A 14,565-nucleotide genomic window follows, 5' to 3' on the forward strand; every position below is an offset into this window, starting at 1 on the left:
ATCCATAAGAATGAATCAGGTATTGTTTTTCGGTTTTGAGCTTTAAAGTCCGTTTTTAAAGAAGAGACCCTGATCTTTTTTGAATTTTGGATTGGATAGTCTTTCTCGAGTTAAAATTCTTTGATCCAGGAGAAATTGAATAAAAGATGTTGGAAAGAATAAAAACTTGCAGATTTAGTTTTTGATTTTTCCCTCTGATGATTTTATAAGCTTCTGAAGCAGTTTCGTTTCAACCTGACAACGCATTTTCATGTGTTTAATTAAGTGCAGTGTTGCATTGAGAGGGATCGATACGCCACGGGGATTTCTTATAGGCCCTCTCAAATACCTTTGGAAAAATTCTGGATGTTTTTTATTCAGAAGAAATAAGGTCATTTTTTTGCCCTGCCTGTTCGTTGACTTTCTTCGGGAGTTATCCCTGATCCGGTAAAAAAAACCTGTCAAAGGCAGTTGAACTACTTTTCCTCCTTTTTTCAACATATTAATCCAGAATTCCCAGTCTTCCCAACCCCAAATAAATCTGTGATCGTAACCTCCAATACTGGCCCAGTCAGATTTTCTGTATATCCCTGAAACAAAGATCATGTTGTCTTTTGCCAGACTTTGTAAGGAAAAGGGTTTCAAATTCCAGACACCTGTTTTTTTACCGAATTTTTCAGCCTTACAATACACCACTTTAATGCTTGAATCTGATTCTAAAACCCGAACAGCCTCAGAAATGTATTGGGGATGAATTAGGTCGTCTCCGTCCAAAGGCAGAATGTATTTTCCTTTAGCCTGATAAATGCCTGTATTTCTGGCAACAGAGGGACCTTGATTTCTTTGGTCAACTACTTGAACCTTTGCCGGAAACAGTTCCTTCCACTTTTTGCAGCAGCTAAGCGAATTGTCGGTGCTCCCATCATTAACCAGGACCACTTCCAGGTTTTTATAGTCACTGTTTAAAACTGAAGAAATGGTGTCTTCCAAAAATTTATCGCAGTTAAATACCGGGATAACAACTGAAATTAAAGGGTTCATTTAGTGGGAAATTAGAGGCTTTTAAAAAATTGTTTTCGTTTATGGTTTAGGAAGGAGAAGTAACTTCTTGTTCCCCATTTGTATTCAAAGTAATACCGTTCTCCTCCTGTCATCATTAGCCTTTCCTTCTTGCTTCGGATGGCCAATGTTTGACTCTCCAAGTGGTCAACAAATGAGTCAGTCACCAATGCATGTAGTATTCCGTATTTTTCAAGAGTTTTTGCATAGTCGTTGTCAGAATACCAGAATGTCAGGCGTTCATCCAATGGTCCTGTTGTTTTAAGTATTTCCCGCTTAAAAAGAATGCACCAGCCTGAAATTTCATCTCTTACACCATAACCAAACTTGATTCCGGAGTGGGATGGAATATTTCGGGCCGGGTGATTGAGCCTACAGTAGGGGGAAGCACTTTTTAGACCCGGGGTTTCTTCAAATGCCTTAAGAATTGCTGAAGCCCAACCTTGCTGAAACAATAAGTCATTGTTACAAAGACAAACAAGCGGTGAGCTGCTTTTCCTTATTCCTAAATTCATGTATTTGTTATATCCGAAAGACATTTTCGGAAAAAGGGTACGGCAGTTTGGAAAGTCATATGGACTTGTATTCGCCGATTCAATGACAAGGATATTGAACCGGATAGCGTCTTCATCTTCTGAGGAAATAAGCGATTCAAGGCAATCCATGGTCAATTTCCGAAGTGATTCATTTTGTGCGTTGGACAGAATGATTATGTCGATGAATTGCATGGGTTTTTCTGTTGTTTTTTCGTTTACGATTCAGTGCTTTGAGGTAATAAAGGAGAACCTGATACCAAGGGATCAACTTTCCTATTTCGATCAAATGATCGAGATCTGAAAGGGGGCTCAGATAAATCATGTGCTTTACTAAAAGTGACTTCCTGCTTTTATTGAGTTGAAGGAGGTGTCTTTTTTCCCTTTGGGAGAGGTATTGATTCTGCTTAAGTTGATCTTCCAACCATGCCCGTAGTTTCATTTCTCCGTATTGCATGGACCTAAGGTTTTGACTCACACTTTTTTTGTGTACCCGAATGAGGGTGTAGGCATCGGGGTGGGAGACAAATCGGATTTTGGCACCTAAAAGCACACATTGAAACCAAAATTTCCAATCCTCACAAAAAGCAAAATCTTCCGAAAATCCTCCGGTAGCAAGAGCCAAATCCTTTCGGATCATTGGGCTGCTGACTACGGCAAGGTTGTTTTGAATTAGGTTTTCCAATGCGTAGGCAGCAGATCCGGAGAATTTCCTCAACCAAATTCGGTTGGTGAATTCCTGATCCAGGTAGCGCAGTTGAGGCTCTTCGTCAGGGAAATAGTAATTCTCCGTGTAGGTGAGATCCAAGTCAGGAAATTTTCTGAACGCTGCGAGTTGGAGTTCGATTTTTTCAGGGCTTAAAAGATCATCAGCGTCCAAAAACTGAATAAAGTCTCCCTGGCATAAGGATAATCCATGGTTTCTTGCTCTGGAAACTCCTCCTTTTTCCAGTCTGAAGTAGTTAATCCTGGGATCTTTCTTCATCCAGTTGGAAGCTACATGGGGAGTGCAGTCATCCGAACCGTCATCAATGATCAGGGCTTCCCAATTCGGATAGGTCTGCAGTACCAGTGAATTCAGGGTTTCCGGAAGAAAGTGGCCGTAATTGTGGCAGGGAATAATAACAGATACTTTCATGCACTCAGGTATATCAGTTTTTTAATTTTTAGTCCCCAGGAGTATCTAAATGACATGGCCAGATGCTTTAGTAACTTGTAAGGAAACATGGCAAACAAGCGTTTTCTGTTTTTCCATATTGTCCATCCCAGTTTTGGAACTACATAGCTTTTTTCCCTGGAGTAGGCTAAATCGAAGATCCGGGATTCCAGGGAATTGCTGGATTTTCGTTTTGGCAGTTCACTGCAGGCTTGAAGCCAGAGATTTTCTCTTACCATCCGGTTTTTTGCTCCCGTGAACCTGTTTTTATATTTTCTTCTTTTTCCATAACCTGAAGCATTTCTGTCGTGCTGTCGAAAAAAAACAAGGGATTCCTCCATGTAATCAATACTTCCTTTCTCTGCTGCCATATAAACCAGCCAATGGTCGTGGTATCCCACCTGTGGAAATGGAAGAGCATCTTTTAGCAGGGATTGATGGAAGAGCATGCTGTGACCCGAAACACAGTTAAAAAGAAGAAATGGAGTCGGGTCGCTACCCTTGATGAACCGGAATTTGTCGGAAATTTTTGTTCCTAGCCGGTTTCCCGAAGCATCAATCAGCTCAGAATCATGATAAATCAACAGATGATTCTTTATCCGTGTTGACATCAGTTCCAACTTTTTGGGATGCCAAAGATCATCCTGATCACATGGAGCAATCAGCTCACCCTTGCAATCGTTAAATGCCAGTTGGAAATTGGTTTTGATCCCAAGTCGGGTTCTGTTCCGATGGGTTCGGATCAAGTTTGGAAACTTGGATTGGTACAATTCAATAATTTCCCAGGTGCCATCATTCGAATGGTCATCATGAATGACGATTTCAAAGGGATGATAGGTTTGTGAAATCAGTGAATCCAACTGTTCCTTCAAAAATTTTTCACCCTGATAGGTGCATACAGCAACAGAGATAAGGGGTGATTTCATGCGGTATGAAAACTTTGTTTGTCAATTAACCGGCTGTATATCCCTTCCTTAAACAGAAGTTCATAATGCGTTCCGCGTTCCTTGATTTCTCCCTGGTCCAGGACGATTATTTCATCAGCCTTTTGAATTGTACTCAGTCTGTGAGCAATCACCAGGGTAGTCCTGTTTTTCATCAGGTTTTGAAGGGCATCCTGAACCAAGTGCTCAGATTCGGTATCCAGCGCTGAGGTGGCTTCATCCAGAAGCAGAATGGGTGGATTTTGGAGTACCGCACGGGCGATGCAAAGTCGTTGCCTTTGTCCCCCTGAGAGTTTTGTTCCTCTTTCACCTATCAAGGTGTCATATCCCTGAGCGGTTTCAAGAATGAAATCATGGGCATTGGCTATTCGTGCCGCTTGTTGAATTTCTTCCAAACTGGCATCCGGTTTTCCGAAGGCTATGTTATTCCGAATGGAATCATGAAACAGGATGCTGTCCTGATTTACAAATCCTATCAGAGAGCGCAGGGAAGTGGACCGAACTAGATTCAGGTCCAGGTCGTCAATCAGAACTTTCCCCAACGTCGGTCGAAGAAACCGGGGAACCATATCCATCAGTGTCGATTTCCCGCCTCCGGATGGACCAACCAAGGCTATGGTTTTTCCTTTCTCAATGCTTAAGTCTATATCCCGGAGTACTCTTCGTTCTTCATAGGCGAAAGAAACCTCCTGGAAGCTTATCCTATTTTTGAATTCTTTTAGCTCAACACAGTTTTCCGGCTCCTTGAAAGGATCTTTCTCATCCAAAACTTCCAAGACACGTTCCCCTGCGGCCAGGCCGGATTGAAGTTGACTATAGGATTCCGTGATAGCCTTGGCCGGCCGCATGATTTGAGAAAATATGGCGATGTAGGTGATAAAAGCAGAGGCTGAAAGCCCTTCCCTTTGCTGCAATACAAGATTTCCTCCATACAAAACCAGTATGGCAACCATGGCAACTCCCAAAAATTCTGAAACTGGAGAGGCCAATTGTTGGCGATAGGCCATTTTTTTACCCAGTTCGGAAAATGCAATGTTCTCCTGGTGGAATTTGCTTTTGATTCTTTCGGTGGCATTGAAAGCTTTTATAATCCTCATGCCGCTGAGTGCCTCATCCAAATAACTGATCATATTCCCGAATCGCTCCTGAGCGTCTTTTGCCTGGGATTTGAGCCTTCGAACAATTTTGGAAATGACCCAGGCAGAAACCGGAATAACCAAAACCGAAAACAAAGTCAGTTTGACCGAAATACTGAACAATACCAGCAAGTATGCGCCCAACTGCAAAGGCTCTTTTATCAAAACCTGAAGCGATGAGGTAACCGAAAACTGGACTATCTGAACATCGGAAGCAATTTTGGAAATGATATCACCTTTTCGCTGATTGGTAAAGTAGGTTAAATCCTTTTCCATTACCCGGTTAAAAAGGGCTTTCCTGAGATTTAGGAGGGTATGGATTCTGAAGTTTTCCATGACCCGAAATGAAGCATACCGAAAAAGATTACTGAGGAAAACCGAAACCAAAATGGAGACACAAATCCAAAGCAAGGTTTGCTCCTGGCTTGTTTCAGACTGAATTCGATAAGTCAGATATTCAAACCAGGCCATGATATCCACCGAAGATTCCGGAGCGGCTATGGTCTTGGTTCCGGGAGGTGAAAAAAGCGCTGTTAGGAGTGGTGCCAAAAGCGCCAGGTTTAAGGTTCCGAACAAAGTTGCCAATGCAATCAGCACAAAATAAGGCAGCGCATAGTTGGAGATGGGTTTTGCAAAACCCAGAATGCGGAAATAGGTACTCATTTCAGATGCTTTGGAGTTCTAAGGATTTTGGAAGCATGTAAAGAATTTCCTGCTCCACATCTTCCAAAGTCAGGGGATGATTGGATTGGACCTGGAGTATTTCCGAAAGTTGTTGCCTGGATTTTTTGATCTGGGGCCAAAGTTTGATCATCTCCCGGTAACTCGTTAAAATCCAGAATTTTCCCAGGAGCAGTTTTGGCAAAACATCCAAAACTAAGGTTTGCAGCTTCCAGCTGTTGAGCTGGTTAGGTTCCAGATGAATGGCATGAAAGATCATCCGGTTTCTGAAATAGGTGGCTTTTATTCTGGGGTTGGGATTGTTTGATTTGATGGTTTTGGATCCCAAATGGTAGCAAACAGATTCTTTTTCGAAATAGCACTTCCATCCCATTCTCCAGGCTCTTACCGATAAGTCAAGGTCTTCAGCGTAAAAAGGACTGAAAACCTCGTCCAATCCTCCTAGGGCAATCAGCTTTTTTCTGTCAATCAATGCGTTTGCCCCGGATAGAAAAAGAGTTGGTGCCCAACTTTCAGCGGTTTTTGGGATATACTGAATGTCTGACTTTAGAAAAATGCCGCTTCTTCTCGGAATTTTGGCGCCTATCTCCAACTCACGGTTATGGGAATTCAGGATTTTACCCATCACCCCAAAAGTGTCTTCATCGTCAAAGTATTTGAGCTGGTTTTGAAAATAATCCGGAGATAACCGGATGTCTGAATTTAAAAGCAAAACCAGATCTCCCTGACTGGCTTCAATTCCGCAATTGCAGGAATTGGAAAATCCTCTGTTGGAGGAATTTTGAATGATTTTTATTTCGGGATAGCTTGATTTTGTCCATGGTACTGATTCGTCGGTTGAGGCATCATCCACCAAAATGAATTCAAAGTCAACCTGACTGTTACGAAGCGCTTCAAAAGTGTAGGGCAAAAAAGATTCTAACAGGTCCTTGCCGTTGAAATTGGGCAGGACCACTGAAATTTTTAGGGTCGACATAATAGTGGTTTAGTTTATTTTAAAACGTACTCTGAACATTAAATCGCTACATATCCATTTGGGAAAAATGATTCATTTTGGTTTTTACATTGATGGCCAATCTTCCAGAAAAGAAACAAGCCCAGAAACCTGAGGCATTCCAGTCGGGAGAGTTTATAACGTCCTACTGAAAATAATCTTGTGATTAAGATTCCTATCCCAGTAACCTTTCCTAAATCACTTTTTTCGCCTGAAGCGATCATGTGAAAGGTCCATCCCTTAGTTAAAAGGTTGTTGGATTTAGATCCTAGCCGGCATCAGTTGAGGCTAAGTTTCCAATATGGATGCAAGGCAAACTATAAAAGTTGAACCATGCTGTTTTTTCGATTTGGTTTGTCTTTCAATGTTTGGTTTTATTTCCTGCGGTGTATCACTTTTAATATCAGTGTTTTAGGTTATTAATTCATTAAATTTTAGGATTACCTTACTGTCAATGATCCGACTCCTTCCCATCTCCACAGGAACAATGGATACCTATATCGTACTCATTTTAAATTCCCTCCTCCCGGGAATAGCTTGACGACTTTGGGAAAAACCGGCAAGACTAATTGGTAGCGTAAAAAGCAGTCAATGATTTGGTAATGCGTTTTTTCGTAATTGTTTGTAAGTATGATTTTCAGGAAATCTCAACATTCTAGCTGCTGATTTTCATTTCCTGTTTATGCCCTGAAAGTAGATTGGATTTAGTTCCTTCGAGGTATTGATTGAATTCAAGAATTTCTTTTTGGACTTAGGTCCAGCCTTTGTTCCTGCTGTTGAGGAACCTTATTCTTTTAAGTTTCCTTTATCGAACCAGTCTCAGGTTTTGAGGACTTATGATCCGGAAAATGGGAGTATTGCCTTTGAGTCTTTTAAATTGAAATTTATCCTGGGTAGGGATAAGAAGTTTTTTTCTCCTGACCTTCTGAATTGATCCATGGCCATTTTTGATCCCGATGATTTTCGACTTATTTCCTGTATTTGATCATGTACACAAACCAAAACATGGATAAGAATCACCAATTGAAAGAGGAAGATTTAGAATTCGTACGCTCTTTTTTTACCGATTTTGGTATGTTAACTGAAAAGGATATTCGGGATTTTATCAGTCTGGCCAGTAAGAAGTATCTTGAAAAAAGTGAAAAATTTGTCGCCCAGGATCAAGTGAGCAAAGAAATCGGCTTTGTTTTATCGGGGATTCTTAGGTCTTTTCATTCCGATAAAAATGGCAATGAAACCACATTTTGTTTCTCTTTCCCAAACAGCTTGGTTACCTCCTATTCCTCTTACATTACAGGAAATGGGGCTATGGAAAATATTCAGGCAATCACTTCTGTGGAATTGCTTGTCGTTTCTAAAGAAAAATGGATGGAGTTAATCAAGCGAAGCGCTAATTGGATTGATTTTTTAAGGCAAATGGCCGAATTCGAATATGTTGCCTTGGAAAAACGAGTTTATCAGTTTCAGAGAGACTCTGCCAGTGAGCGCTACAAGGATTTGGTCAGTAGGTATCCTGAATATCTTAAGAAAATTCCCCTTCACTATTTAGCTTCTTATTTGGGGATTACCCAGAGGCACCTGAGCAGAATTAGGAAGAATTTTGCTTTATAGACAAATGTCCTGAGTGTCCACTGCTCTCAAATCTAATTTTGCCGAAAAACAAGCAAAAAAGATTATGAGAAAAATAGTAGTCATCAACGGGCATCCCAATCCGGATTCCTTCAACAGAGGTTTGGCTGACGCTTACATGCAGGCGGCAAGTTCTTCCGGTGCAATTGTTAAAGAAATACGAATTGCAGAGCTGGATTTCAATCCAAATCTTCAATTTGGATATCAAAGAAGAATGGAGTGGGAGAGTGACCTGGTGGAGTCTTGGGAGAAAATAAAATGGGCGGATCATTTGGTTTGGGTTCATCCGGTATGGTGGGGAGGATTGCCTGCTTTGACTAAGGGCTTTATCGATCGCCTTTTTCTTCCCGGTTATGCCTTTAAATACCGAAAGGATTCCGTTTTTTGGGATAAGTTACTTTCTGGTAAAACTGCAAGAATTCTGACTTCCTTGGATCAGCCTGGATGGTATTATTGGCTAATGTACGGGCGGCCTAGCATCAATCAATTGAAAAAATCCACTTTGGAATTTTCTGGAGTAAAACCTGTAAAGGTCTCCACTTTTGGGGTCATCAGGAACTCTACCTCAAACCAGCGTAGCAAGTGGATGGAAGAAGCAAAAGCATTGGGAAAGAAAGATGCGTTAAAGGGTTGAAGGATTTTCCAGTGGAATCCTCGTATTAAGAATTAACCCATGGTTTTACTCCATTTTCTTTCAGCTTAGAATTAATCTAAAAAATAGCTTGATCGAAAAGGTTGACTGAACTTTAATACCCTAAATTGATTTCCTGAAGTTTGTTTTTCAATTAGGAATTAATTCTGATTCCAAATATTCAAGACCTGAATAACCTATTCTGCTGTTCTTAACTGTTCCGCCTACAGACAAGTTTGCTGAATGGCAAACAAAAGCCTAAGGAAGACGGCATAAAGGCCTCGCTTTTGCCTACACATTTTCTTTATCCCTTATTTCAAGAAACCTTTATTTCTCCGATATGGACTTTGTTCACGTATTCCAGATTCTCCGAAAAGAAAATAATTCCTTGTCCGTAGGAACCATTTTTCAAAAAGTTGCGTATTTAACAATATTATATGACGGACTTTCAATTCGAATCATCGTTTGGGCGTAGGTTGGGTATGGCACATACTGCTATGTTTAGGCATTTGTCCAAATTGATGAAGGAAAAAAATCTTCCCATTACTCCTGATCAGTTTCGGGTGCTAACCCATTTATGGAAACAGGATGGCATGCAACAAAGTGAGTTGGCGGTTTGTACAGCCAGAAATAGAGCAAATGTCACCCGAATCATTGATATACTGGAAAGAGAGGGGATAGTAATTCGCAAAGATGATCCATCCGACCGAAGAGTTTTTCGGATATATCTGACAGAATTGGGGAAGTCCTTAAAGGAGGCCACTGCTGAATGTGCCAATCAATCCATTGAAGATTCTCTAGTGGGTATTTCCGGGGAAGAAAGAGGGATCGTGATGAAGGTCTTGAATCAAATCGTAAAAAACGTGGGCTAAAATTTTATCCATATTGATGCGTATTTAACAATATTATATTTAACAATTATTAAATCAACAATTATCCATTCACCATAAGCTAACTGACTATGAAACTTTCAGTACAGGATTTACTTGAAATCCAAAATTTGATTGCCACCTATACGGTTGCTACAGACAACAAGGATGTTGACGGATTCATGAACTGCTGGGTGTCTCCTGAAGAATTTGAGGGATATGACAGCGGCGCCTTCGGCAACATGAAAACTTGGGAAGAATTAAAGGCCTTTGAAGCTCACCATGTTGGAGAAGGAGGAGATGCCAATGGGAAAAGACATCAAGCAACAAACGTGATTATTAAGCCGATCTCTGATAATGAGGTACATGTTACCCATGACATGATAGTCTTGGAAGTAGCTGCCATTCCTATGGTTATCGCCAGTGGGCGGTACAATGACAGTAAAGTTGTCCGAACTGATCAGGGATGGAAGTTCAAGTGGAGAAAACTGGATGTTGACTCAGGTTTTTTCAACCTGCTGGAAAAGTGGAAAGGGGAGCACTAAACCTGTAAAAAATAAGTGATGCCATTGGTTGGTGTCCTTTGAATTTCACCCTTCCTATACTGGATTTACAGATCCGATATCCTGAATCTCAATAGGATTTTGTCTTTCCAAAGAAGAAGGGTGAAGTTATCCTCCTCCTTTCAACTGTAGTTATTCTTATCAAGTAAATCCAATTCAACTGTTAACCCTGGTAAAAAGTGAAAATGAAAGAGAATTTATTGTCAGAAATCAAAGGTTCCGAAAATGCTCCGGTGATCATTTTATTCGGAGGAAACCCATTCCGAAGGGATGAGGTGGTAAGATTACTTGCTTCATTGGGAGACATCAGTGTCTATGGAACATTGGGGGAAGAAGAAGGAATGGCAAAAATTGAAGCACTCGGACGCAAGGTAGATTTGATTCTGATCGGTGGGAGGTATTCTGAAGCTCAACGCGATCGAATAAAGAAGTGGGTGAAAGAGAACCTTCATGGCGTGGAAGTAACACAACCCGGCTTTGATTATCCTTATTCCAACGCAGCCATTTATGCTGATGTAAAGGTCAAGTTGAACTTGTAACCGATTCATTTTTTAGGAATTCACAAACTGCGAGGGGTTAAAATACCGGTTTTTTACTTTGAGGTCCTTGGATTTTGGGCCAAGGGAACTGGACGGTTGTGATAGTGCAGTACAAGGAGGCTGTGTTCTCCGGTCAATAGGACCGAATAACTAACGCCTTGTTAAAGAAAATTAATTCCAACACTAGATTAGACATGAAAACAAATTTAATCAGACGGCAAGATCGTCAAATCTCCACCAAAGACTGGAGAATCGCCTGGCATGAATACTTTCCAGGAAGAACTCGGTTTGGACAATTGACAGGGTTCAATTTTGATGTAGTTTCCCCGGGACAAGGCTTTCCAATGCATTCACATCGGGATATGGAAATCATTACTATTCCTACAGAAGGTGAACAATTTCATAAAGACAGTTTGGGAAATTCACAAATTATTGGACTTGGAATGATTCAGCTGATGAGTGCGGGTAGCGGCATTTATCATTCTGAAATGAATGCATCCGATCTTTTTCCATTCAAAAGTTATCAGATTTGGATTTACCCCAATGAGAAAAATCTCAGTCCCAGCTATCAGCAAAAACAGTATGATCCATTGCGTACGGGAATTCAGCTTTTGGTTTCTCCAAATGCAGAGGCGGATAGCCTTAGAATTCATCAGTCTGCATGGTTATACTATGCCAACTTTAGTCAAAATTCTCCTGTTACTTTTACACCAAGGACTGATACTCAATCAGTTTATATTCAGGTAATAAAAGGAAATATTTCAGTCAATGGAATAGAAAAAATCCAAACTGAGGACTCCATTGAAATTGAGCCGGACCAACCTTTTCAAATCTATTTTGCGGAAGACTCACAACTGATCCTCATTGAATCTTAACCTTTTTTTCAGGAATGACACTACTTTATGTTTTATTGGGCTTGGCCTTGATCATCCTAGCACTTAGTTTCACCAGTTTTGAAATCAATGAAAAAGTTGAAATAGTAGCACCAATTGAAAAGGTTTGGTCAACAATTATAGATTTCGAATCCTATTCCAAATGGAATAGTCAGCTTGAATATCTGGGAGGCCAGGTAAAACCAAACGGAATCCTACACTTGAGACTTGCAGCTGAAGGAACAAAGCCCTATGAATTTAAACCCTTGGTCAGCCAGTGGGAAGAACACAAAAGATTTGCTTGGTTGGCTAAAACTGGTTTGCCTCGGATTTTTGATGGAGAACATTTTTTTGAGCTGGAGCCAATAGATGAAAATACCACCTTGGTTACCAACAGGGAGGAGTATCGTGGTGTTTTATCTTTAATCATGAAAAATCAACCCATGATGAAGGCAGCTCCAAAAGGATTCATAAAAATGAATAGGGAGCTGAAATCCCATTTGGAGCAACTATCATAGGTATTACTGGTGTATGTCTTTGCCAATGTTGCTCAAAGGGAAAGGATGAGATGGTGTTTAATACCAATGGAAATAAGAGGAACGACAGGTATTGGGTTTCAACTAAATATAAGTTTGATATAAGTTTGAAAAATCTCTTCAAGAAAATTTCCCAATTCAGGTTGAAGAACTTGCTGAAAGCATCACCTGTTTAGGATCGATTACCTGAATGCACCCATCCATTTCCCTGATAAATTTACCCTTTCCTTTTCCGGCTTCCTTCCATAGAATCCCCTGCTAGGCCCGTTTATTATATTGATGTGGAAAGGAAGTATAAGAGTCTGGGTTTGAAAATCCCCCAAAAAATCCCCCAAAAACTGGCGTCACAAATTGATCAGATTCATTTTTCTGAAAGCACTCTTATGTTTCTTTGTGACACAGAACTGGGATATGACAGTCAGGAGATTTGAGGTTAAGTACATTCAGCCGGTTTTTTTAACTGATTTTCCCTATGAAATTTAGAAAAGTCCACTTCCTATCAGGATTGATTATTTCCGTTTTTATCGGAATGCATCTAATCAATCATGGATCTGCAGTACTGGGTGAGGAAAAGCATATTGAGGTAATGAACTCTTTCCGAAAAATCTACCGAAATGTATTTTTGGAAACCATTCTTATTTCTGCTGTAGTAGTTCAGATTTTTTCGGGACTTAGCCTTTTTAGATCAAGGAAAAATCAGGTGAGAAGTTTTTTTGAAAACTTACCTTATTGGTCTGGTTTATACCTGGCTTTTTTTCTGTTAATTCATTTAAGCGCAGTTTTTTTTGGCAGGTTGGTTTTGGATTTGGATACCAACTTTTATTTCGGTGCGGCGGGATTGAATACTTTTCCCTATAATCTGTTCTTTATCCCTTACTATAGTCTGGCAATAGTCAGCTTCTTCGGGCATATTTCAGCTATTCACTTTCGTAAAATGAATGGAAATCTTCTGTTCATGAGTCCCAAAAACCAGGCAGTGGCGATTCTGATTTTTGGTTTCATTGTCACATTCTTTTTGATTTTCAACCTTACCAATGGGTTCCAGGGAGTTGAGATTCCAGATGAATACGGAGTGTTGACAGGGAATTGATTGGATTAATTGTAATTTTTTGAATTTGCCAACTGGAATTCTATAAAAATAACTTTCTGAATTATTGATTTTTTGACGGAACCCATTTCCGCAATCAAGCAACTTTTCTCATGAATAATCAGGCTTATATGTAATGAAAAGTGGGGCGACCGATTTTTAGAAAGAAAGTAAGATTTATTCAACCTGTTGCTTTTATCTACTCCCTGCTCCAGCCAAGTTAGCGGGGAATGGTCACACGGGACAAGAGACTACGGCATAAAGCCAGCTCACTTCCCCCGCTTTTTTATTCCGTTTCCTCTTGCCCTTAGTGCCCCTTTTCCGCTGGGGATTGCTGTATCAGTTCACATCAACTTAAACCGTTCAAAAAGATGAAAACAACAGCAAAAAACTCCCGGAAAACCGTAAAGGTGAAGGTTTCCAATTCCAGAAAAGGAGAGGTGGAAACAAAACATTCTCCGACGGATGTCTACGAGAATTTTACCAGATTGATCCTGGACAAATTGGAGCAGGGAATTGTACCCTGGTATCAACCTTGGAATACCAAAGGTCTGCCTTCCAACTACCTTACCAAGAAGCCTTACCGAGGAATCAACTTTTGGCTTTTGATATCGCTTAACCATGAAATGCCCTATTACCTGACGTTTCAGCAGGCCAAAGAGCTGGGAGGGATGGTAAAAAAGGGTTCCAGAGCGATTCCAATCTGTTATTGGAATTATGTCTTCAAACACAAGGAAACCGGTAGGACGATTCCTGAAGGATTGCTTGCGGATTATCCGATTGAAAGCCTGACCAAAGTCTGCTTTCTGAAAGAATATAAGGTATTTCCCATTGAACAGATTGAAGGAATTGACTGGGTGCTTCCTGAACAGGCGGAAGACAGAAGTTTGCCTGTTTTGGATCGCTGCGAATCGGTTTACTCAGAAATGTATGAACCGCCTCGATTCATCCATGACAAAGAGGAGGCCTTTTACCATCCCAAATTGGACCTGATCAATCTTCCTCCCAAACCAAGGTTCAAATCTGTGGAAGATTACTATGCGGTACTCTATCATGAATTGGTTCACTCGACAGGCCATCACAGCAGACTGAACCGACCGGGTGTGGAGGAAATTGACTATTTCGGATCTGAGAACTACAGCAACGAGGAGCTCATTGCCGAAATGGGTGCCGGGTACTTATGCGGCTTTACCGGAATTCAAAACAAGCGTCTGGTAGATAACCAGGCGTCTTACATCCAAAACTGGATAGCAAGGCTGAAAAACGACAAGCAACTGCTTATCGATGCGGCATCCAAGGCGCAAAAGGCAGTGGACTACATCCTCAATGTTTGTCCATTTTAGGAAAAGGGGGAAGC

At 40.7% G+C, this 14,565-nt stretch carries 15 protein-coding genes; 9 read left to right on the forward strand and 6 right to left on the reverse strand.

Features of this window, described 5'->3' with window-relative positions:
• Window positions 1-174: 174 nt before the first annotated feature.
• Genes D0X99_RS16570 through D0X99_RS16595 form a run of 6 tightly spaced genes read right to left on the reverse strand, consistent with a single transcriptional unit; the run spans window position 175 to window position 6,464 of the window.
• The gene (locus D0X99_RS16570) at window positions 175-1,020 is read right to left on the reverse strand and encodes a glycosyltransferase family 2 protein (protein WP_119478972.1); all 846 of its coding nucleotides are present in this window, start codon (window positions 1,018-1,020) and stop codon (window positions 175-177) included.
• A gap of 11 nt (window positions 1,021-1,031) precedes the next feature.
• A complete protein-coding gene (locus tag D0X99_RS16575) occupies window positions 1,032-1,766 on the reverse strand; it encodes a glycosyltransferase family 2 protein (protein ID WP_119478973.1) in 735 nt (244 codons plus the stop codon).
• Window positions 1,723-2,709, reverse strand: coding sequence for a glycosyltransferase family 2 protein (locus D0X99_RS16580; RefSeq protein ID WP_119478974.1), 987 nt, complete (start codon window positions 2,707-2,709; stop codon window positions 1,723-1,725). Before D0X99_RS16580 ends, D0X99_RS16575 begins: the two co-directional genes overlap by 44 nt.
• Window positions 2,706-3,653: a glycosyltransferase family 2 protein gene (locus D0X99_RS16585; RefSeq protein WP_119478975.1), complete on the reverse strand. Its 948-nt coding sequence runs from the start codon at window positions 3,651-3,653 to the stop codon at window positions 2,706-2,708. The genes D0X99_RS16580 and D0X99_RS16585 overlap by 4 nt, the downstream gene beginning before the upstream one ends.
• Window positions 3,650-5,470 carry an ABC transporter ATP-binding protein gene (locus D0X99_RS16590; protein ID WP_119478976.1) on the reverse strand — a complete coding sequence of 607 codons (1,821 nt, stop codon included), beginning with the start codon at window positions 5,468-5,470 and terminating at the stop codon, window positions 3,650-3,652. Before D0X99_RS16590 ends, D0X99_RS16585 begins: the two co-directional genes overlap by 4 nt.
• Before the next feature lies 1 nt (window position 5,471).
• On the reverse strand, window positions 5,472-6,464 hold the full coding sequence (locus tag D0X99_RS16595; protein WP_119478977.1) for a glycosyltransferase family 2 protein: 993 nt from the start codon (window positions 6,462-6,464) through the stop codon (window positions 5,472-5,474).
• 1,023 nt (window positions 6,465-7,487) lie between these two features.
• Between D0X99_RS16595 and D0X99_RS16610 the strand changes: the two genes are divergently transcribed.
• From D0X99_RS16610 to D0X99_RS16650, 9 genes are all read left to right on the forward strand, one after another.
• On the forward strand, window positions 7,488-8,093 hold the full coding sequence (locus D0X99_RS16610; RefSeq protein WP_119479030.1) for a Crp/Fnr family transcriptional regulator: 606 nt from the start codon (window positions 7,488-7,490) through the stop codon (window positions 8,091-8,093).
• A 64-nt stretch (window positions 8,094-8,157) separates the two neighbouring features.
• The gene (locus D0X99_RS16615; RefSeq protein WP_119479031.1) at window positions 8,158-8,745 is read left to right on the forward strand and encodes an NAD(P)H-dependent oxidoreductase; all 588 of its coding nucleotides are present in this window, start codon (window positions 8,158-8,160) and stop codon (window positions 8,743-8,745) included.
• Window positions 8,746-9,263: 518 nt separating this feature from the next.
• A complete protein-coding gene (locus D0X99_RS16620) occupies window positions 9,264-9,614 on the forward strand; it encodes a MarR family winged helix-turn-helix transcriptional regulator (RefSeq protein WP_158587723.1) in 351 nt (116 codons plus the stop codon).
• Between the two features lie 89 nt (window positions 9,615-9,703).
• Window positions 9,704-10,156 (forward strand): nuclear transport factor 2 family protein, encoded by a 453-nt coding sequence (locus D0X99_RS16625; RefSeq protein ID WP_119478981.1) that lies wholly within the window; start codon window positions 9,704-9,706, stop codon window positions 10,154-10,156.
• 203 nt (window positions 10,157-10,359) lie between these two features.
• Window positions 10,360-10,713, forward strand: a complete 354-nt coding sequence (locus D0X99_RS16630; protein WP_119478982.1) for a hypothetical protein — start codon at window positions 10,360-10,362, stop codon at window positions 10,711-10,713.
• A 194-nt stretch (window positions 10,714-10,907) separates the two neighbouring features.
• A complete protein-coding gene (locus D0X99_RS16635; RefSeq protein WP_119478983.1) occupies window positions 10,908-11,588 on the forward strand; it encodes a pirin family protein in 681 nt (226 codons plus the stop codon).
• A 14-nt stretch (window positions 11,589-11,602) separates the two neighbouring features.
• Window positions 11,603-12,103 carry an SRPBCC domain-containing protein gene (locus tag D0X99_RS16640; RefSeq protein ID WP_119478984.1) on the forward strand — a complete coding sequence of 167 codons (501 nt, stop codon included), beginning with the start codon at window positions 11,603-11,605 and terminating at the stop codon, window positions 12,101-12,103.
• A 490-nt stretch (window positions 12,104-12,593) separates the two neighbouring features.
• The gene (locus D0X99_RS16645) at window positions 12,594-13,211 is read left to right on the forward strand and encodes a hypothetical protein (RefSeq protein ID WP_119478985.1); all 618 of its coding nucleotides are present in this window, start codon (window positions 12,594-12,596) and stop codon (window positions 13,209-13,211) included.
• A 368-nt stretch (window positions 13,212-13,579) separates the two neighbouring features.
• Entirely contained in the window at window positions 13,580-14,551 is a 972-nt protein-coding gene (locus tag D0X99_RS16650; RefSeq protein WP_119478986.1) for an ArdC family protein, read from the forward strand.
• Window positions 14,552-14,565: the final 14 nt, after the last annotated feature.

This window comes from Algoriphagus lacus, from assembly GCF_003583985.1.
Taxonomy (GTDB): Bacteria; Bacteroidota; Bacteroidia; order Cytophagales; family Cyclobacteriaceae; genus Algoriphagus; species Algoriphagus lacus.

What these genes read in the sequence shown, in the direction of transcription:
- D0X99_RS16570 (WP_119478972.1), bottom strand. Translation starts at nt 1,020, where the DNA reads ATGAACCCTTTAATTTCAGTTGTTATCCCGGTATTTAACTGCGATAAA.
- D0X99_RS16575 (WP_119478973.1), bottom strand. Translation starts at nt 1,766, where the DNA reads ATGCAATTCATCGACATAATCATTCTGTCCAACGCACAAAATGAATCA.
- D0X99_RS16580 (WP_119478974.1), bottom strand. Translation starts at nt 2,709, where the DNA reads ATGAAAGTATCTGTTATTATTCCCTGCCACAATTACGGCCACTTTCTT.
- D0X99_RS16585 (WP_119478975.1), bottom strand. Translation starts at nt 3,653, where the DNA reads ATGAAATCACCCCTTATCTCTGTTGCTGTATGCACCTATCAGGGTGAA.
- D0X99_RS16590 (WP_119478976.1), bottom strand. Translation starts at nt 5,470, where the DNA reads ATGAGTACCTATTTCCGCATTCTGGGTTTTGCAAAACCCATCTCCAAC.
- D0X99_RS16595 (WP_119478977.1), bottom strand. Translation starts at nt 6,464, where the DNA reads ATGTCGACCCTAAAAATTTCAGTGGTCCTGCCCAATTTCAACGGCAAG.
- D0X99_RS16610 (WP_119479030.1), top strand. Translation starts at nt 7,488, where the DNA reads ATGGATAAGAATCACCAATTGAAAGAGGAAGATTTAGAATTCGTACGC.
- D0X99_RS16615 (WP_119479031.1), top strand. Translation starts at nt 8,158, where the DNA reads ATGAGAAAAATAGTAGTCATCAACGGGCATCCCAATCCGGATTCCTTC.
- D0X99_RS16620 (WP_158587723.1), top strand. Translation starts at nt 9,264, where the DNA reads ATGAAGGAAAAAAATCTTCCCATTACTCCTGATCAGTTTCGGGTGCTA.
- D0X99_RS16625 (WP_119478981.1), top strand. Translation starts at nt 9,704, where the DNA reads ATGAAACTTTCAGTACAGGATTTACTTGAAATCCAAAATTTGATTGCC.
- D0X99_RS16630 (WP_119478982.1), top strand. Translation starts at nt 10,360, where the DNA reads ATGAAAGAGAATTTATTGTCAGAAATCAAAGGTTCCGAAAATGCTCCG.
- D0X99_RS16635 (WP_119478983.1), top strand. Translation starts at nt 10,908, where the DNA reads ATGAAAACAAATTTAATCAGACGGCAAGATCGTCAAATCTCCACCAAA.
- D0X99_RS16640 (WP_119478984.1), top strand. Translation starts at nt 11,603, where the DNA reads ATGACACTACTTTATGTTTTATTGGGCTTGGCCTTGATCATCCTAGCA.
- D0X99_RS16645 (WP_119478985.1), top strand. Translation starts at nt 12,594, where the DNA reads ATGAAATTTAGAAAAGTCCACTTCCTATCAGGATTGATTATTTCCGTT.
- D0X99_RS16650 (WP_119478986.1), top strand. Translation starts at nt 13,580, where the DNA reads ATGAAAACAACAGCAAAAAACTCCCGGAAAACCGTAAAGGTGAAGGTT.